Annotated in this window: 26 protein-coding genes; 1 reads left to right on the top strand and 25 read right to left on the bottom strand. The window is 54.4% G+C overall.

Going from position 1 to position 14,883, the window contains the following annotated elements:
- Positions 1 to 10 precede the first annotated feature (10 nt).
- The 13 genes from Q354_RS26705 to Q354_RS0120490 all read right to left on the bottom strand — a co-directional run bounded on the left by Q354_RS26705 (position 11) and on the right by Q354_RS0120490 (position 8,820).
- Positions 11 to 661: a hypothetical protein gene (locus Q354_RS26705; RefSeq protein ID WP_051560470.1), complete on the bottom strand. Its 651-nt coding sequence runs from the start codon at positions 659 to 661 to the stop codon at positions 11 to 13.
- A gap of 2 nt (positions 662 to 663) precedes the next feature.
- The gene (locus Q354_RS26700) at positions 664 to 969 is read right to left on the bottom strand and encodes a Bbp19 family protein (protein ID WP_051560468.1); all 306 of its coding nucleotides are present in this window, start codon (positions 967 to 969) and stop codon (positions 664 to 666) included.
- Positions 969 to 2,612, bottom strand: coding sequence for a portal protein (locus Q354_RS0120545; RefSeq protein ID WP_027859247.1), 1,644 nt, complete (start codon positions 2,610 to 2,612; stop codon positions 969 to 971). The genes Q354_RS26700 and Q354_RS0120545 overlap by 1 nt, the downstream gene beginning before the upstream one ends.
- Positions 2,613 to 2,830: 218 nt before the next feature.
- The gene (locus Q354_RS0120535) at positions 2,831 to 4,300 is read right to left on the bottom strand and encodes a hypothetical protein (RefSeq protein ID WP_027859245.1); all 1,470 of its coding nucleotides are present in this window, start codon (positions 4,298 to 4,300) and stop codon (positions 2,831 to 2,833) included.
- Positions 4,297 to 4,839: a terminase small subunit gene (locus tag Q354_RS0120530; protein WP_027859244.1), complete on the bottom strand. Its 543-nt coding sequence runs from the start codon at positions 4,837 to 4,839 to the stop codon at positions 4,297 to 4,299. The genes Q354_RS0120535 and Q354_RS0120530 overlap by 4 nt, the downstream gene beginning before the upstream one ends.
- Positions 4,839 to 5,186, bottom strand: coding sequence for a DUF1353 domain-containing protein (locus Q354_RS26695; RefSeq protein ID WP_051560463.1), 348 nt, complete (start codon positions 5,184 to 5,186; stop codon positions 4,839 to 4,841). The genes Q354_RS0120530 and Q354_RS26695 overlap by 1 nt, the downstream gene beginning before the upstream one ends.
- On the bottom strand, positions 5,183 to 5,665 hold the full coding sequence (locus Q354_RS0120520) for a hypothetical protein (protein ID WP_027859243.1): 483 nt from the start codon (positions 5,663 to 5,665) through the stop codon (positions 5,183 to 5,185). Before Q354_RS0120520 ends, Q354_RS26695 begins: the two co-directional genes overlap by 4 nt.
- On the bottom strand, positions 5,662 to 7,008 hold the full coding sequence (locus tag Q354_RS0120515; RefSeq protein ID WP_156948442.1) for a hypothetical protein: 1,347 nt from the start codon (positions 7,006 to 7,008) through the stop codon (positions 5,662 to 5,664). Before Q354_RS0120515 ends, Q354_RS0120520 begins: the two co-directional genes overlap by 4 nt.
- Positions 7,005 to 7,280, bottom strand: a complete 276-nt coding sequence (locus Q354_RS0120510; protein WP_027859241.1) for a hypothetical protein — start codon at positions 7,278 to 7,280, stop codon at positions 7,005 to 7,007. Before Q354_RS0120510 ends, Q354_RS0120515 begins: the two co-directional genes overlap by 4 nt.
- 3 nt (positions 7,281 to 7,283) lie before the next feature.
- Positions 7,284 to 7,439, bottom strand: coding sequence for a hypothetical protein (locus Q354_RS28365; RefSeq protein WP_156948441.1), 156 nt, complete (start codon positions 7,437 to 7,439; stop codon positions 7,284 to 7,286).
- Positions 7,439 to 7,732 carry a hypothetical protein gene (locus Q354_RS0120500; RefSeq protein ID WP_027859240.1) on the bottom strand — a complete coding sequence of 98 codons (294 nt, stop codon included), beginning with the start codon at positions 7,730 to 7,732 and terminating at the stop codon, positions 7,439 to 7,441. Before Q354_RS0120500 ends, Q354_RS28365 begins: the two co-directional genes overlap by 1 nt.
- Positions 7,729 to 8,322, bottom strand: coding sequence for a hypothetical protein (locus Q354_RS0120495; protein ID WP_027859239.1), 594 nt, complete (start codon positions 8,320 to 8,322; stop codon positions 7,729 to 7,731). Before Q354_RS0120495 ends, Q354_RS0120500 begins: the two co-directional genes overlap by 4 nt.
- Positions 8,323 to 8,577: 255 nt before the next feature.
- Positions 8,578 to 8,820 carry a hypothetical protein gene (locus Q354_RS0120490; protein WP_027859238.1) on the bottom strand — a complete coding sequence of 81 codons (243 nt, stop codon included), beginning with the start codon at positions 8,818 to 8,820 and terminating at the stop codon, positions 8,578 to 8,580.
- Between the two features lie 177 nt (positions 8,821 to 8,997).
- Between Q354_RS0120490 and Q354_RS29050 the strand changes: the two genes are divergently transcribed.
- Positions 8,998 to 9,348: a helix-turn-helix domain-containing protein gene (locus tag Q354_RS29050; RefSeq protein WP_036230964.1), complete on the top strand. Its 351-nt coding sequence runs from the start codon at positions 8,998 to 9,000 to the stop codon at positions 9,346 to 9,348.
- On the opposite strand, the gene Q354_RS0120480 is transcribed toward Q354_RS29050, so the two are convergent.
- The 12 genes from Q354_RS0120480 to Q354_RS29045 form a co-directional block, all read right to left on the bottom strand.
- A complete protein-coding gene (locus Q354_RS0120480) occupies positions 9,332 to 9,565 on the bottom strand; it encodes a hypothetical protein (RefSeq protein WP_027859237.1) in 234 nt (77 codons plus the stop codon). The two genes, Q354_RS29050 and Q354_RS0120480, sit on opposite strands and share 17 nt — an antisense overlap.
- A 312-nt stretch (positions 9,566 to 9,877) precedes the next feature.
- Positions 9,878 to 10,312 (bottom strand): hypothetical protein, encoded by a 435-nt coding sequence (locus tag Q354_RS0120475; RefSeq protein ID WP_156948440.1) that lies wholly within the window; start codon positions 10,310 to 10,312, stop codon positions 9,878 to 9,880.
- 2 nt (positions 10,313 to 10,314) lie between these two features.
- The gene (locus Q354_RS26685; RefSeq protein ID WP_211252307.1) at positions 10,315 to 10,977 is read right to left on the bottom strand and encodes a RusA family crossover junction endodeoxyribonuclease; all 663 of its coding nucleotides are present in this window, start codon (positions 10,975 to 10,977) and stop codon (positions 10,315 to 10,317) included.
- A complete protein-coding gene (locus tag Q354_RS0120465; RefSeq protein WP_027859235.1) occupies positions 10,974 to 11,303 on the bottom strand; it encodes a Lar family restriction alleviation protein in 330 nt (109 codons plus the stop codon). Before Q354_RS0120465 ends, Q354_RS26685 begins: the two co-directional genes overlap by 4 nt.
- Positions 11,304 to 11,390: 87 nt before the next feature.
- Entirely contained in the window at positions 11,391 to 11,852 is a 462-nt protein-coding gene (locus tag Q354_RS0120455) for an HNH endonuclease (RefSeq protein WP_027859234.1), read from the bottom strand.
- Entirely contained in the window at positions 11,852 to 12,265 is a 414-nt protein-coding gene (locus Q354_RS28040) for a DUF3850 domain-containing protein (RefSeq protein WP_211252306.1), read from the bottom strand. The genes Q354_RS0120455 and Q354_RS28040 overlap by 1 nt, the downstream gene beginning before the upstream one ends.
- Positions 12,262 to 12,672 carry a hypothetical protein gene (locus tag Q354_RS0120445; RefSeq protein WP_027859233.1) on the bottom strand — a complete coding sequence of 137 codons (411 nt, stop codon included), beginning with the start codon at positions 12,670 to 12,672 and terminating at the stop codon, positions 12,262 to 12,264. Before Q354_RS0120445 ends, Q354_RS28040 begins: the two co-directional genes overlap by 4 nt.
- Before the next feature lie 54 nt (positions 12,673 to 12,726).
- The gene (locus Q354_RS0120440; RefSeq protein WP_211252305.1) at positions 12,727 to 13,038 is read right to left on the bottom strand and encodes a DUF1364 domain-containing protein; all 312 of its coding nucleotides are present in this window, start codon (positions 13,036 to 13,038) and stop codon (positions 12,727 to 12,729) included.
- Positions 13,039 to 13,117: 79 nt separating this feature from the next.
- Positions 13,118 to 13,633 (bottom strand): DNA N-6-adenine-methyltransferase, encoded by a 516-nt coding sequence (locus Q354_RS0120435; protein WP_051560461.1) that lies wholly within the window; start codon positions 13,631 to 13,633, stop codon positions 13,118 to 13,120.
- A complete protein-coding gene (locus Q354_RS0120430; protein ID WP_027859230.1) occupies positions 13,630 to 14,103 on the bottom strand; it encodes a recombination protein NinB in 474 nt (157 codons plus the stop codon). Before Q354_RS0120430 ends, Q354_RS0120435 begins: the two co-directional genes overlap by 4 nt.
- Positions 14,103 to 14,525 (bottom strand): hypothetical protein, encoded by a 423-nt coding sequence (locus Q354_RS0120425; protein ID WP_169828918.1) that lies wholly within the window; start codon positions 14,523 to 14,525, stop codon positions 14,103 to 14,105. Before Q354_RS0120425 ends, Q354_RS0120430 begins: the two co-directional genes overlap by 1 nt.
- A complete protein-coding gene (locus tag Q354_RS29045; RefSeq protein ID WP_407637289.1) occupies positions 14,479 to 14,829 on the bottom strand; it encodes a DnaT-like ssDNA-binding domain-containing protein in 351 nt (116 codons plus the stop codon). The genes Q354_RS0120425 and Q354_RS29045 overlap by 47 nt, the downstream gene beginning before the upstream one ends.
- Positions 14,830 to 14,883: the final 54 nt, after the last annotated feature.

Genomic DNA, 14,883 nt, shown 5'->3' with positions numbered 1-14,883 from the left:
ACTAGCCCTCTTAGTTGTTCCACATACGTTCGTGAAGCGGCGCGTCTTTACCGCCGGTATCACCCTGCGGATTGATGAAGCCATCTTCTGAGATCGCCTTGCCGACACGAGCAGCAAAGCGGACGAGTTCCGGATGGTTACCCATGCCGGTTTCGTTCAGCATCTGACGCATTTCATCAGTACCGAACTGGTTGATCGCCTTAGCGGCGCTGGCAGAGGTGGCGGTAAAGTCTTTCATCTCGTCATCAGACTTAATGGAGCTCACCCACTCTTCCTGCTGGGCCGACCAGGCATCAGCGGCGGCTTTCTGCTGGCCCTGAGCCATCTCAGCCTGCAGAGAAACCAGCTTCTGCGCCTGCTCCTGCGTCAGATTCAGCTCCTTGGCTACCGGCTCGAAGGCTTTTATCTGCTGCTGGTTAAGCTCCATGCCTTCCGGCATTTCGAAGGCTTCATACTTCTCGGGAGCGCCTTCCGATTGATCGTCCTGATCACCGCCCTTGTCACCTTCGCCATCCTGGCCTTGATCATCCTGACCGCCCTGGTCATCACCCTGATCGCCACCACCGGCAGCATCACCACCCGGCAGGTCACCACCTTCGCCATCTGCAGGCATGCGAAATCGCTGGCCAGCAAGTGCGGCCAGGTATTTAGATCGAGGCATAATCAGTCCTCTCGTTTCTGGTTAATTAGTTGGAAATAGGAGTGGGAGCAGCGCTCATCAGAGTGGATATCAGCCATGATCATCAGGCCGATAGAGCGCCGCCCTTCGTTGAAGTAGGTTGAAGCGGGATCGCCGGTGTATGACTGCTGATATATGCCCGTTGATTCCAGTAGTCGCCACACCAGGCGCTGCCCTGCTTCGGTGCCCATGACAGCGGCCAGGTCGTCCAGCTGGCGCTGCATGTGCTGCCGGCTTTCCTTGCCGACATCGCTTTGCTGTTCGTCAGACAGCTCGTCCTGATAATCCATTACAGCCCCAGCGCCTCCTGAATCAGATTCCGGCCTTCACCGGTCTGAACTTCAGATAGGGTCTTGGCACCTTCGGCGGCTTGCTGGGCCATCGCCATCTGCTGCTGTTGCTGCTCTACCTCGGCGCGCTGCTGGCGTATATTGGCCACCTGGTCATCGCTACGAATGATGCGTGGCGGCGCACCTATCGCCATGCCGTACTCATCGATCGCCTGATCCAGATCGATCTTATCCAGCACAGACTGATCAACCGCGGCGAGATTGCCAGCAAAGCCGGTCATGCGCTCGATAGCACTGGTCGCAACTGCCTGTTGAGCCTGGGCAAGGATGGAGATGTATTCGATCTGTAGCGGCTGCTCACGCAGCTCATGTGGAACGGGCGGCACAATGCCTGCCGTCACAGCTCGCTGGAAGGTGCGCTGAATCAGCGGGTTCAAAAGCTCTGAGCTGGTCCGGTGCAGCACAGTACCCAATGCCATCAGCTTTTCTTCATGACGTTCAGCAACTTCGGTAGCCGTCATCTGCTGCCCGCGCTGAGCCAGCATCAGGAACATATCGACGAAGAAGGCCTGGTTGATTCGCTGCTCAACCTCGGCCATATCCGCCCGCAGTTCACTGATGTTCGGCTGGATGGTGTAAACCGGCTCCAGCTTCTGGTTCTGCATCATATCGACGAAGGTAATACCGCCCGGCAGCGTGGTAACGGGGCTTTTGCGCAGAGAGCCTGGCCCCTGCAGCGGCGGATCCACATGCTTGTCGATCGCTTGCGCTTTCTTTTTCTCCTGATGCTGAAGCTGCTTGTTATCACCCAATGCATCGGCACCCGGGCCTGATCCCCAGGTATCGCCACCAATGGTGTTCCAGCGCGGAGACATAATCGGACATTCGTCATAACCGGAGATCTGCAGGACCTGATCTGCATCGCCACCGTTTTCGTAATACACCGAGCGCCAGGGCTTATTCTTAGCATCCTGCATGCCGTCGACACGCTCGTCATTTGGCTCAATGAGGTGAGTAACAACCACCGTCTGATCCAGAGCACCACGGTCATAGATATTGCGTACTGAGTGACTAACGCTCTCCAGGCCAAAGCGGCTAACGATCTGGCCTACCGTCATTGGAAACTCACGGTAAAGCGAATCTGTCCGTCCCTTGTGATCGACGGCAAGCGCGTACTCCCCCACGGTGAACGGATAGGCCCGAATCACATCCTCGTAGTCTTCGAACAGACCCACACAGCCGGTACCAAAGACGCCCATTTCCAGATAGATCTGAGGCAGAGAGTCATACAGATTTGAGCTGTGAAAGATCGACTGCAACAGCTTCTCAACGATGTGCAGCCAGTGCTTCACCGGACCAAACTCGGACAGATCGCGATCACCCGGTGCCAGGCGGAACCATGGCCGGGCCGGGTTCGTCAGACCGGTATGCATGCCATTTGCCAGCACATTAGCGGCATAACGCCCAGTGCTATTAATGATCCGGTTGACGCGAGACTTGCCCTTGTTCCGATCACCTGGCAGGAAGCGGCCACGACGAGGCTGGAAGTACTCACTAAGAGTCTTCCACTCATCAAGAAATTCTTGGCGGTCGTTGTAGAGGGCAGCCTTACGCCGCTCAAATTTTTGGCGACGATCAGACATAGGTTATTGCCCGAGAAGAGTCTTTTTTGTGGTAGCAGCCTGGTCTTGAACACCCTGGCTGCCTGTGAGAATCGTGGACTTGCGGCCCTTAGCGTTCTTAGCAGCGGACTGCTCCTGACGGCGGGCCTCTTTGGTTTCAGCGCTAACAGGTTTTGCGGCTGGCGGTGGAGCGGCTGGCGCCGGTGGCGGGCTTGGTGCATTACACATGAAGTAAGCTCCTAGTCGTAGGGATTGTAATCGTGATTTGTGAAGTGGCCTTGCTGGCCGTGAGCCTGCACAAGACCTGAGCTTTTCGGGGCGACCGGATAGGCAAATGAGATTGCCAAGCAGTCCATGTGGTTAGGACTGCGACCAAGCAGTTCTTTCATGGCCTCTTTCGGCGGGAGTCGGTATTTGCCTTCCAGATCAGGCAATGTCTCAACCGCCACCATCTCATCGTAAAGCGTCTGGTCTTCAGCGAATGAACCGCCTTGCTTCAGCCAATCCTTAACTTCAACGTACATCTCTGCACGCTTATTCACGCAGTCCGGACGGCCAGATTTCTCGTTGAACCAGACAAGCTGCCAGGCGCGCCCCATGGTCTGCCCTGCAGAGACGATGCCGGTGCCATACCCGCCATCAATAAAGACCGCATCGGCCTGATGCTCATCTTCAATACGGGCAATCCGGTTGGCCATCTGCACATCGTTGTCGTTCTTCGGATGCGTCTCCAAGATCTGAAAGTAAAGCCCCTGACGAATGCCGATCACGAACTCATCGTCACCGGTCCAGGCTGGATCCACCGAGATGACTTTCGGCGCAAAGCTGTATTGCTCCTGGCGCAGGTGCCGGCCGTTAGCGGCATCGATAGAGGCAGTGCTGTAGAGCTGGTACGCAGACTGGGACGGGAACTGCCCTTTAACACGCACCCGCATAAAGTCACTGTCTTCACCGTACTGATCAGCCCACTTGGTATAGAGCTTCTTATTGGTACCAGACACGTTGCGGGCGTCGATATGACGGGTGTTCCAGTACTTCTTATTCCTACGGAAGCACTCACGAAAGCGGCCTACGTTTCGTGTTGGGTTACCAAACGCAATCCAGATAATCTCCGTGCCTTCATCGGTCAGCGCCCCTTCGGTTACCTCCCAGATGAGATCATCAATGGCCGATGCCTCATCAAAGATAATGACGATCCGCTTGCCCTTGTTGTGCAGGCCTGCGAACGCCTCAGAGTTGTCTTTCGACCAAGGCACAAAGTCTGCCCGCCACGACCGCATATGGTCGCTGTCATTTGAATAGATGGCGGTAGCGGTGCTGGTGAACCATTCACTGGTGATCGCCAGCTTCGCCCACTTATTGATCTCAGGAACAGTCTTGGTTCTGAGCTGACCGTCAGTGTTGGCCGTGCAGACAATTCGGCAATCCTCACATGTATCCAGCGCCCACTTCGTCACCATCCCAATCAGTGCAGACTTTCCGATACCGTGACCGGAAGCCACCGCCAGCTGCAGCGGCTCAAAGCGGGTCTCGGGATTGTTCAGGTGGTCGCGGATATCAGCGAGGATATCGCACTGCCATTCCCTCGGGCCCTCAAACTCCTCAAGCTCGCCTTCTTCCTCCCAAGGGAACGCAAAGTACGAATAACCAAACGGGTCCAGGGTGAAGGAGGCGACGGCCTCTATCATTTCCTGCTGCAGATCACTCATGCTTCAGCTACCCGCTTGCGCGCCTTCGCCAATGCAGAAGCCAGGTTATCAGTCGCGTCCAACTCAACACGCTCTTTGAAGGCATTCACATTTACGTGCTTACCGATCATCTCGTACAGGCGTTCAGAGCGAATGGTCTTAACCTTCTTCATCACGCCAATCTGCTCACGATCTTCGCCTCGGCCTTCGAACAGCTCTGATATATCGAGACCGGTCACCATTCGACGCCAGATCTTGGGCCACTGGCTAATCGGCTTGAGGCTGCCGTCATCTTCCAGGACATCAGCGATATCGGCATCCGCAATATCCTGCAGTCGAGTCAGAACCCAGTCAGCATCGATACCAGTGCGCTCGCTACGCTCTTCGATCAACTCAGCAATTCGCTGGCTGATCTCGGACTTCTGCAGCAGCTCAGACGCCTGCTTCACGGCAGACTTCTCAGCAAAACCGGCACGGATGGCCGCCTGTGTACCGTTGAAATCAACGATGTACTCACGACAGAACTGCTGCCGCTTGTCGGTCCAGTTGAATTCAGACATTAAGAGGATTTTGCTTTGCGGGATTCTTTGTAGATGGAGTAAGCGCGGACGGCAAGGAACATAGACCAACGCCGCCACGGTTTGATATTCAGTTCAGCCATAGCATGAAGAAATGCCCAGTCAGCAAATTCACGCTCTGCCTGAGTCAGCAGGTAGTCATGCAAAATGGCCGCAGAAAGATAGCGATCGACCGGCGGGAACAGTGACCAGAGAAGCCGCGGCACAGTAGCGCCATCAGTCTCAAAGCCTGCCGGAATCGTGCGACCCAGCACCGTCAGCGGTCGAATCAGGCGATACCTCGGCCGTTCCTGCCAGGACCCCGGCAGATTAATTTCAACAGCTATCACAGCAACGCGCCTTTCACGGCCGCCCAGACTGCCGGCTTAATATCAGCAAGGCCACCGGTCAGATCGACAGACAACCCCATCGCCGCCAGGTCATCCGACAGCGCCTGCTGGCCGTCGTAGGCGTAATCGATCAGGCGGTGGGCCGGGTGGCGATACATCGCCCGAGCTATCGAGCGATCCATCACGATCAAGCCGTCAGCCGATGGGTCGAACAGATAAGCCCCGATAGCGACCAGAGCCTGATCCGCGATAGGCTGCTCAGAGCCAACAAAGACAATCTGAGTACCAGATAGATCAACATCCGGATCAAATAGCGCCGAGGGATCGGTGCCCTGCATCAGCAGCAGATAAGCGGGGGACGTATCGCGGCAATGGGTACCGTACTTAGCCCAGGCCGCCAGCTGCACAGAATGCGGATACGCTGCCGCGAACGTTTCAGGCAGATTGGCCACCGGGGCCATTGTGTAGCAAACGATCATAGAGATACCCCTGAACCCAGCGGGATAACCCGTCTTGTCGACAGCGGCTTTAACGTGCCAGCGAACGCTGGGTCGCACCAGAATGTAGCGTTGCTGCCCGTAGCGACAAGATCGGCAGAAACCACTCCTGTCGTGGCCATCAAGGCTGTGGCCGCACCGTGGGCAAACATTTTCACCCCGCCTGCACTAATATCCAATACCGCCAGGCTCATTCGGTATTGCGTACCTTCCTCCAAGGTATTCGGCTGGTAAATGTTAATGCTCCCGCCCTGAGTACCGTCTGCAGTAAAAGTGCCGTCTGCATTATCAACCACCGCGCCTTGTATGCTCCAAGACGTGCCCAGCAACTCAGGCCCCAGCAACACACTGCCTTTCTGCATATAGCGAGAAACAGAGTCGTCAGCAGGATTGTGAAGCTGGCCGTAGCCAGGGGCCTCTCTAATAGAAATAACGGGCGCTGCATTTGACGAGTGTCCGTAATAAATCCGAACATGCGTTGCCCCGTCAGGAACATGAACAATATTCCCCGATGCCGCATAAGAAGGTTCTGCTGACACCAAACTATCGAGAGAAAACTGGATGATAAACCGCGACGAGTCTGTGCGAATAACCCAGAGCGATGCCTGCCCTGATATAGGTAACCATTCCGTTGTTCGCGTTGCCGGGGACGCCAGATTTGTGTTTAGCTGAGCCGAACCCAGATTAATATACCCGTTAACGTAAGCGCCGTTTACAAGCTCGCCACCAAGCGCCGCCAAATCATTCGGTACAATTCTGTCAGGCTGACAGAATCTGCCATACCTGACGCTGTTTTGCGGATCACTGAGATCTGTCAGCTCAGCCAAGAGAATGCGTTCATCAAAATAGTCAGTACGCCCGGTACCGTCGTTGGTATGTCTGCACCCTATATAAAGCTCTGGCGCTGCACTGTGGCCCGCAGCAAAATTCGCTGAACTTGTCTGCTCTGCAACGGTTATCGAGTGATCATCGCCAGCTCGCTCTATGACCGCTTCGTATAGAGTGCCTGGCGTGAGACTCTGCGACGGCAACTCCACCCCGCCAGCATTGCGAAACACAAGAGTGTTAGCGCCTGCCGACATATAAATTAGCCATCCGGCATTGCTATCCCAAGTGTCATTTCCAATCAGCGTCTCCCAGCCAGACGTTGCAGGTGCGACAAACAATAGCCTGATGCGGAAATCAACTGGGTTCCAGGCTGGGAATTGTGCATAAGTCCCCACCACTGCATCAAACCGCCGCAGCCAGTACCGCTTGATAGCAGATACCAGCGGCCTCATTGCAGCAGATGGGCCGGAAGACAGAGGGCGATTTACGATATTCATTCGGTCACTGCAGCTGTAGCGTTACCATCAGCAGCCATCCAGATCTTACCCTGCAAGACTGGGGTGTTGGCCGTGTCGGTGCGTAGCCAGGACTGATAAGGCGGGAGGCGGTGCGCGCCTTTTGCATTACGTGGTGGCTTTGTATCAGACAGCATCAGATACATCATTCCCGACGTGGGGTTCTGTATCAGCGCGTCAGCAAGAGGGTCTGCAACCACTTCGCGGTATTCGCTGCCGACCAGATCAGCTCCGTCAGTTCGTGTAGTTGCCATGGATTAACCCGCCAAGAATGCCAGAGCCAGAGACACATACTCAGGGCCGACTGCGATCCCTGCACCACCCAGTAATGTAACGATTAATCCGGTAGCGATCTTGCGAACAACCGGATTCTTTAACGCCTTCTGCGCTTCTTGTTTCAGCTTGTTGCTCATCAGTTCCCCCGAATCATCTGATCAATGAGTTTGTCCAGCTTGGAGTTGATCGCATCTAAGCTGCGATTCACTCGACTTTCCTGCTGCTGAATTGCTGCACTGTTATGCTGGATATCCTTGGCGTTCTCCGCGATCTTCTTATCCTGTTCTGCGAAGAACCAGAAGGCCGCGATTACCAGAGCGAGAGTGGTTAATAGGTGGCTGATAGACACAGTCTTATCGACATGCCATTCACCGCCTGCTCGCCGATCTGGCCCATGATAAGCAGCTGTTTCTATCTGCCGTTCATTCATGCCAAATCACCCTCTTCAATCAGGGTGTATGTGAACTTAGGCCCCCACTCACGCGCCGCCCGATCACAGATACTGATCAGCATGGCGAACTCATCTGGATCAGCCAGCACCTGACAGCCAGCAGACCAGCGATCGACTTGCTTGCTTGTGTGATGCGGGCTTGCGCGATGCAGATTGATACCGTGCCAACCGTTATCGATCGTGCCGGTCACATCAACGTCAGCATCGCAGTCGTCGTCACGGTACACCGGCAGGGATCGCGCTTGCGTCAGTGCGTCATAGCCCTTGTGCTGTCCGAGCGTGAAGGCACCCTTATGCTGCCCCAGTACCAGCACTGCAGTACCAGCTTGATTCATTGGACTCATGCGCCAGAACACGCCCGGATCAGTCGTCGCAGCGAATGCAAACAGGTTCCAGTGCCCCTGCTGCTTGAACGCCAGGCAGATAAGGTCATTGAATGAGTTGGCGTCAGTATCCGAACTGCGAATACCGATCAGGTTGAGGTTGTAGTCACCAGCCTCAAAGAACTTGTGACCCAGGCCGTCGAGCGAGCGCCGCAGCTTATCGATAGTGATATCGCGAGGATTCATGAGTGGTTACCGGTTGTGTTAAAGGTCAGCCCCCGGCATTAGACGGGACTGGACGGGATCACCAGGGGCTGAGAAACAGGCATAAAAAAACCCCGCCGAGGCGAGGTTTCAGAAAGCTGTACTTGTGTCGGTCGTAACTAAGACCAAGATAGCCGAACCCTAACAAATCGTGACGCAAAATGCCATCACGAATATCAAGTCAGAGCGCTCACATGTAACAGAGGTTGTAACTTGCGATACTCCTGGTACGTAACGTTAAGCAGCGATCGATACGCACAGCTCGGAAAGGAAGCCGTTTTCAATTGCTGTTAGCTCGCAGGGAAATTGCGCCACAACTTCAGCGAGCAGGAACGGGCTGGCCGCCCTGGTCTTCAATGCGTGGACCAGCTGGCGGCCGTATTTCTGCCCGGCAGCGTAGTCATCCTCATAAGATCCGGTAAGCTCTACGCGCCAGAAGCAGCGCGGGCTATCAACAAATTCCATTGAATCCTTTTTCATCGGTCTGTACTCCTGTATCCATGACCTGAATCGAACGATCTACGTAGAAACTCGTAGAGGTGAGCGAATATACAAAAACAACTCGCCGAAAGTGAATCAACTCCCCTGCAGTAGGTGACCGAACACCCGTTGGCACGCCCTTTGCTGGGTAGTGGATTGACTATAGCCAGTTTGAAAATGATACTTTCGCCTATGCCGAACACCCCTGGCGAAGTTCTACGGATGGGACGGCAAGCCTTAAACAAAAAGCAGACGGACATTGCCAGTGAGATAAATCGCGCTCTCAGGACTTACCAAAAGTGGGAGAATGACGAAACTCACCCCAACACATTCTCGGATATCATCGCAGTATGCAAAGCCTGCGGCGTCCCTGTGCAAGACTACATCACGGGACAGCCAAGCCAGGCATACCCCACAGCCAAAGAGAATGAACTGCTGGACCTTGTAACATCCATGCAGAGCGGCGATATGGATTGCATGATACGTATCGCCAAGGCACTGAGGGATACCGCTAACGCGAATCCCTGACACGACAGGCCACCTCAGAGAGCATTCCGCTTACACCTCTACCGATCCCGGCATCTTCGACCAGGGCGTTCAGTGCAGCCGGTGACAGTGTTTCCGCCCTCAAGCAACGAACTAGATCAGCCCCGACCTCTTCACCTGCTGCAAAGCCGTCACCATCAACACCATCGTTTGCAGCCCGCAGCTTCACAACCATGTCAGGAATAGATACGTCAGCCATAAAATCTCCGAATGCGTTTGTCCTTATTGCTACCAGAATACCAGCTATCTCAGATATGCAACCCCGCGCTTACCCCTAACATAGTTCGCGTTTACCGCATCAGCAACTTATTGTTTTTTATGGTATTTATTATACAGAATATTAAATAGCACCCTCCTCGACGGGGCGTATTGACACTGTCGATAGAAAATCATTTTTGAGGCCAGCAGTCTTAAGGACTGGCTCAAGGCACAAAAAAGCGGCTCGCTTGGAGCCGCTATTGACGATGCATATAACCAAGCCACGAAACTTTTTTTACGCCGCCTTGCTCTGCTAATACTCATCTATGAAGTTCAGAGCATCGCTCAGCACCTGGTATGCCTTCTTTCTGTTGTGGCGGTACACTGGCAGCCGCTCCCCCAACTCCTCAGCAATCTCCCCGTCATTGAATGGGCGCTTATAGACGTGCTGCAGGTAGCGGCGAGCGATCAGGGCAGTGACGTACTTTTCCTTCTGCTTCGCTAATCGCCCCAGCAGCATGCAGGCCAGATTGAAATCAGCATGAGCCCTGCGGAGATAGCGAATCTCGTTGATCGCCTGCACGTCTGATCGATCATTGCCGTTCGGTGGCGGCACATCCCCATGAAAGTCCAGGATCATGCCGAGACGATGCGGGCCATGCCAGCCAGCATCCGCACCCACTCCTGCTGCATAGTTCACAAAGATATCGACCAGCTTATCGATCCGGTCTTTCATGTCCCTTGCCATAGCTAACCCTCCTTCCAGACAATCCGGTCACCCACAAGGCGCACGGCTTCCTGAGTCTTTTCGATGATGATGGCTCCGGTTTCGCCCCAGAACTTCAGGCCCTCAACGTGGTGAATCTGGCTATCCTCTTCAAAGATCGAATCGAGAATGGCTTTCACCATGTTGTCGGTGTCAGGCCGCTGCTTATGGGGCTGTCCTTTCATCTCAGCCTGCTTCTTCTTGCTCCAGCTCTTCGGCATTGGCAATACAAAGATCATCCGGCAGCCGCTATCAGGGATGCTGATTCCCAGCTCTCGAACCTGGTCCTTGAAGTCACGATACCGAACGACTGCCGGGCGCTTCTTCCAGCGATCCGCCTGGGTCTGGCGAGGCTTTGGCACCGGGGTAATCTCATAGCGGGTCGCGTTTTTGTTGGGGCAGCCCGGTATGCAACCAGGCCTCAGCATCTGAACTGTCTGATCAGGGCCTGATGCCATATCAACACCGGCAACCTCTGGCTCGCCCAAACCAAAATCAGCAGCATCCATGCTCAGAGGCAGCTGCTTCTCAGGCTTCGCTGCTGGCTTTCTGGCGGGCTTCGGAGGCTTGCGGCCATCTCTATGCCCCAGCGCCGAGTTCGTAAGAACCCGGCGATTCCTGAGCGCGTCGTACTGTTCCTGAGTCATTCGCACTGTGATGACTCCTGCGCAGCCCGAACCATGGCTTTATAGGAGTCAGAAGCCAGTCTCTCCCGAAGTCCTTTTGCTCCTTGGTCATCATTAGTGACAGCCTCAAACATGGCCTTAGTAGGCTCCACTGGCACCAAGACATAGCCTTCAGGGATATGACGGGCATTCCACTTATCAACAGCTGCCTTATGATCGAACTCACGGTTGCGGAGAAAATCGATACTAATGCCGCATTCTGTGCATTCGACATACGGGTATTGAGCTTCTATCAGCTCAGCCTCACCCCCGCAGAACGGGCATGGTTTGAGTTTCTGATTACTCACAGCCCCAGCCCTCCCTCTGTCATAGCCACAACGATCAGCCAGGCGATAACAATCACGCCTGTGCCGATAGCCTCTTCCTTCTGGGTTTTAGTCAGCATTAACGACCTCCTGCTCAAGCTGGAACTCTGGCAATTCATGGCCCTGCTGCTCAAACCAGAAAACCACTGGCATATTCGGCTTTGGCTGAATGATCCCCATACGTTCAGCGATCCTGAAACCGCTGCTGGCCTTCCGTACCCGCTCTATCTGGGCCTCAATTTCCTTGCGGAAGAACTCGACGCTGTAAGTTGCTTTGAAGAGGTTGCAGGGCGCACAAGCTGGAACCATGTTCTCCAGCTTGTCCTTGTGGGGCCGCAAGCTTGCACCAGTAGAAACGGTTTTGTGGGAGTAAGGGCTGTCGCTTCGATCCTTAACTATCTTGGTCTCGCGATAGATGGGCTCTACATGGTCTGCATGCCAGCCCTTCTCTGGCAGGTCGGTACCGCAATACCAGCACTTACCGCCCGACTTATTCCAAACCTGCTGGCGTTGTTTCTTAGTGAGGGCCATTAGTAATGCTCCTCTGCGACGCCGCCAGCGGCCTGAGCATCATCTGTATGACCGCTACCACCACAGGCAGGGCAGTTGAGCAAGGCCATCTCATTCAGGCCCTGCTCGATCTCTGCAGCCGTGTCGCTCAAAGCAACAACAGGCTTGAGCGAAAGGATCACCCAACCCTCCTGCAGACCGTAGCCGCTCAGAACGTGGGTAATCTCGCAATGCAGAACGCAACCGGTGAACTCCACGCAGTACTCATCGAGCAAAGCCATCTCTGCGCCTGAGAACTTGGTTTCCTGCAGCTCCAGGTGATCGCCCACCTGATAATCCCGGTCGTTGTAGCGAATTTCGTAATCCTTCAGACCATCCCAGGACAGCTGAAACACATCAGGATCGGTTTTGAGGACGTGCTTTGTGATGCTCACTGCTCGCCCTCCTGCGCCTGCTGGCGAAGCTGATCAGGGCGGTGAACTGCATACTTGCGCATAAATCCTCCCGCTCTATCACCAAACTCTCCTTCGAGAATTTGAGCCAATCGATCAAACTCAGATTCCATTAGCTGCGCATCATGTTCGGCTAGAGAGATGCTTAATGGCTCATCCGCAACCATCTTCAGCTTGTTTAGGTCAATGGTCAGAACTATGTACCCACCGCCCTTGGCTGGCTTTCTGAACAAGGCATTTGCTGCCTTGTGCAGGTGAAAGTTCTGCGCCGCCAGCTGGTCGCGCTCTGTCTCCAACTCAACAACACGAGACCGAGGCGCATATTCCCCCATCCCTTCAACCAAGATCAGACCGCTATCGTTGCCATCTGCATAAACATTTCTCTTCATCGTCCCGTCCTCGTCCTATCGTCCAATATCTGGTTTTATCTGGTCAGCCGTTCGTCATGCGGCGCCAGTAATCACTACCAATCCCATTTCTACCCACATGCGCATCGTCCGGGTCTGAGCCCTGCGCATGTAGAATTCTTTGTCCTCTGGCATCAGCTTCACGGTGTGCCGACCGTCGATGCAGTCGTGGCAATCGGAGCAACTGAAAGCCGCGGATATGTCGTCAGCCTTCAATGCCATCCCGTGAGACTCATCAGGCAGATGAGCCAGTACCGTTGTCTCAGGGTTGGAGTTACACACTCCGGCAATCTGAAGAGTGCATTCCTGACCCTGGGCTGATTCGCGGAGTTTCTCTGATCTGATCATTTCCATTCACCACAAACGACAATTTCCTGATGCTTGATCGCACTAAGAGAGAGCAAGCAGCAAAATGCTGATGGTTGACTCATGCCGCAATATCCCCGGTAGCAAAGAAAACGCCTTTGTATGCCAGACGCCTCAGCACCCTGGCGTTATCCTCACCAAATGCAAAGAGAGCTGTCCCGGCCCCGCTTCGGCTTTTCTTATGCTTGTTCTCATTGCCTGGAACAAACTCAATCCGACCAGCCACAAACAAAACAGCTGTAGCGGCCTTCATCGCATCCTGAAACCACTTCGCATCAGTTCGACTGAATACCAGCGCAATGCCGTTCCCGTGATCAATCATCCGATTCATCCAGAATGGAGTATCCCGGCCATAAGGCGGATTTAGCCAAACGCGCCCATGCCAAGGCTTGCTAAGCCCGTCATCGAAAATGGTGTACTTCTCATCAGCTGGCACGAAAGATTCATGGTCATGAGGTGAGGACGGATCCAGATCGAAAACCACATTCAGCTCATCAAAAATCCACTTCGGCGTGTACCACTCAACACTCTTCCGACCATTTGCGTTATTTGCACCTTCTCCAAACACACCACTCATGCTGCCTGCCCCCGCTTCGCCCGTTCCTCTTCCAGCCACTTCTGGTATTCCTCTACCACTCCCTTCGACTTCTCCGACCACTGCACTGAGCGTTCAGCACCGAAGGCATAGATCAGCTCGATCAGCTCTGCGAATTCACGCTTACGCATCTTGCTGGTTGACTGCCCCAGTACGACGAAACCGCCGTTGATACCTGGCACCGCTTCCTGCTGCTTCAGTCCAGCAGTGAAGACGTGCTTCCAGTCCTCATTGCTGAGCTTCCGCCCATGCCATTCAACCTGTCGACTTACATCAGTCAGCATTGCCCAGAGCTTTGCGTTTTGATCCAGGGTGCGTTTCTCTCTACCGAGAGTGACAACGACCGGCCCGCCCTTCAGGCCCTTACCGACCAATCCCCAGACGTGGTTCATGCGATCGCGCTTTACCGTTTCGTTCTGGATGATGATTTCTATTGAGTCTTCCTTAGCCATCAGATCAGCCCCCTCTTCAGTGCTTCCAAGTGCTCGTTACCACGCTGCCGCTGCTCGTCTGTTTTCTCCGGCTTAGGCAGTGGAGTAAAGATCTTGTGTGCTGCTTTCAGACGCTCAGCGCGAGTACACAGACCTATGACTTTCCCGATGTCCGGCCATTGGTAATCAGGGTCGCCGTTCTGCAGCAGCTTCTTGAGCTCCTTGAAGCCCAGGTTGTACTGAGTGGCAGTCAGCTTGTTGATCTCATTCGCCCAGTTACGCTTACTGCGTTTCAGATCTTCAGCGTCAGCAAACTGAGAGTCATATTTGGCTTTGCCGTACACGGCACGCAGCTTTGAATAGAACTGATCGACCTTGATGCGCTTCTGTTCGTCCTCAGGCGAATTGGTCGTACTCCTCCGAGAGCCAGTCCCCTGACTCATCCCGCGTGGCTGCGGCAAGCTCTGCTGCCCTCTGAGCCGGTCCTGCTGGTTTTGAAGCTCCCGATTGATCCGGTCCATAGTTCCGTCCTCCTATGGCTTGAAGCCGCCCCTGAGCCTTAGCGCGATCCCTCTGCATCCAGTTGATCAGTAGGGAGTCCCAACGCGCTTGGTTTTCAGTGCGACCTGGGGTTGAAAGGTAATGCGATATGAAGCCCCCAAGACACGCATTGGCATCTTCAGGGTTTAGACCTGAGCGTCTGCACAGATCGGGAAATACATTTGAGGGCTGCCAGTCCAGGTACATGGCAAAGCGATCTGTCGCGGCAGCAGTGGTAGTAGTAGTAGTAGTAGTAGTAGT

Source organism: Marinobacterium jannaschii DSM 6295 (assembly GCF_000620085.1).
Lineage (GTDB): Bacteria > Pseudomonadota > Gammaproteobacteria > Pseudomonadales > Balneatricaceae > Pontibacterium > Pontibacterium jannaschii.
The sequence above is the reverse complement of the archived record's forward strand: the minus strand, read 5'-3'. Positions and strand labels throughout refer to the sequence as shown.

Bases quoted from the DNA above. Each gene is read 5' to 3' on its own strand.
- Q354_RS26705 (WP_051560470.1), bottom strand. From the start codon at position 661: ATGCCTCGATCTAAATACCTGGCCGCACTTGCTGGCCAGCGATTTCGC.
- Q354_RS26700 (WP_051560468.1), bottom strand. From the start codon at position 969: ATGGATTATCAGGACGAGCTGTCTGACGAACAGCAAAGCGATGTCGGC.
- Q354_RS0120545 (WP_027859247.1), bottom strand. From the start codon at position 2,612: ATGTCTGATCGTCGCCAAAAATTTGAGCGGCGTAAGGCTGCCCTCTAC.
- Q354_RS0120535 (WP_027859245.1), bottom strand. From the start codon at position 4,300: ATGAGTGATCTGCAGCAGGAAATGATAGAGGCCGTCGCCTCCTTCACC.
- Q354_RS0120530 (WP_027859244.1), bottom strand. From the start codon at position 4,839: ATGTCTGAATTCAACTGGACCGACAAGCGGCAGCAGTTCTGTCGTGAG.
- Q354_RS0120520 (WP_027859243.1), bottom strand. From the start codon at position 5,665: ATGATCGTTTGCTACACAATGGCCCCGGTGGCCAATCTGCCTGAAACG.
- Q354_RS0120515 (WP_156948442.1), bottom strand. From the start codon at position 7,008: ATGAATATCGTAAATCGCCCTCTGTCTTCCGGCCCATCTGCTGCAATG.
- Q354_RS0120510 (WP_027859241.1), bottom strand. From the start codon at position 7,280: ATGGCAACTACACGAACTGACGGAGCTGATCTGGTCGGCAGCGAATAC.
- Q354_RS28365 (WP_156948441.1), bottom strand. From the start codon at position 7,439: ATGAGCAACAAGCTGAAACAAGAAGCGCAGAAGGCGTTAAAGAATCCG.
- Q354_RS0120500 (WP_027859240.1), bottom strand. From the start codon at position 7,732: ATGAATGAACGGCAGATAGAAACAGCTGCTTATCATGGGCCAGATCGG.
- Q354_RS0120495 (WP_027859239.1), bottom strand. From the start codon at position 8,322: ATGAATCCTCGCGATATCACTATCGATAAGCTGCGGCGCTCGCTCGAC.
- Q354_RS0120490 (WP_027859238.1), bottom strand. From the start codon at position 8,820: ATGAAAAAGGATTCAATGGAATTTGTTGATAGCCCGCGCTGCTTCTGG.
- Q354_RS29050 (WP_036230964.1), top strand. From the start codon at position 8,998: ATGATACTTTCGCCTATGCCGAACACCCCTGGCGAAGTTCTACGGATG.
- Q354_RS0120480 (WP_027859237.1), bottom strand. From the start codon at position 9,565: ATGGCTGACGTATCTATTCCTGACATGGTTGTGAAGCTGCGGGCTGCA.
- Q354_RS0120475 (WP_156948440.1), bottom strand. From the start codon at position 10,312: ATGGCAAGGGACATGAAAGACCGGATCGATAAGCTGGTCGATATCTTT.
- Q354_RS26685 (WP_211252307.1), bottom strand. From the start codon at position 10,977: ATGACTCAGGAACAGTACGACGCGCTCAGGAATCGCCGGGTTCTTACG.
- Q354_RS0120455 (WP_027859234.1), bottom strand. From the start codon at position 11,852: ATGGCCCTCACTAAGAAACAACGCCAGCAGGTTTGGAATAAGTCGGGC.
- Q354_RS0120445 (WP_027859233.1), bottom strand. From the start codon at position 12,672: ATGAAGAGAAATGTTTATGCAGATGGCAACGATAGCGGTCTGATCTTG.
- Q354_RS0120440 (WP_211252305.1), bottom strand. From the start codon at position 13,038: ATGATCAGATCAGAGAAACTCCGCGAATCAGCCCAGGGTCAGGAATGC.
- Q354_RS0120435 (WP_051560461.1), bottom strand. From the start codon at position 13,633: ATGAGTGGTGTGTTTGGAGAAGGTGCAAATAACGCAAATGGTCGGAAG.
- Q354_RS0120430 (WP_027859230.1), bottom strand. From the start codon at position 14,103: ATGGCTAAGGAAGACTCAATAGAAATCATCATCCAGAACGAAACGGTA.
- Q354_RS0120425 (WP_169828918.1), bottom strand. From the start codon at position 14,525: ATGAGTCAGGGGACTGGCTCTCGGAGGAGTACGACCAATTCGCCTGAG.
- Q354_RS29045 (WP_407637289.1), bottom strand. From the start codon at position 14,829: ATGTACCTGGACTGGCAGCCCTCAAATGTATTTCCCGATCTGTGCAGA.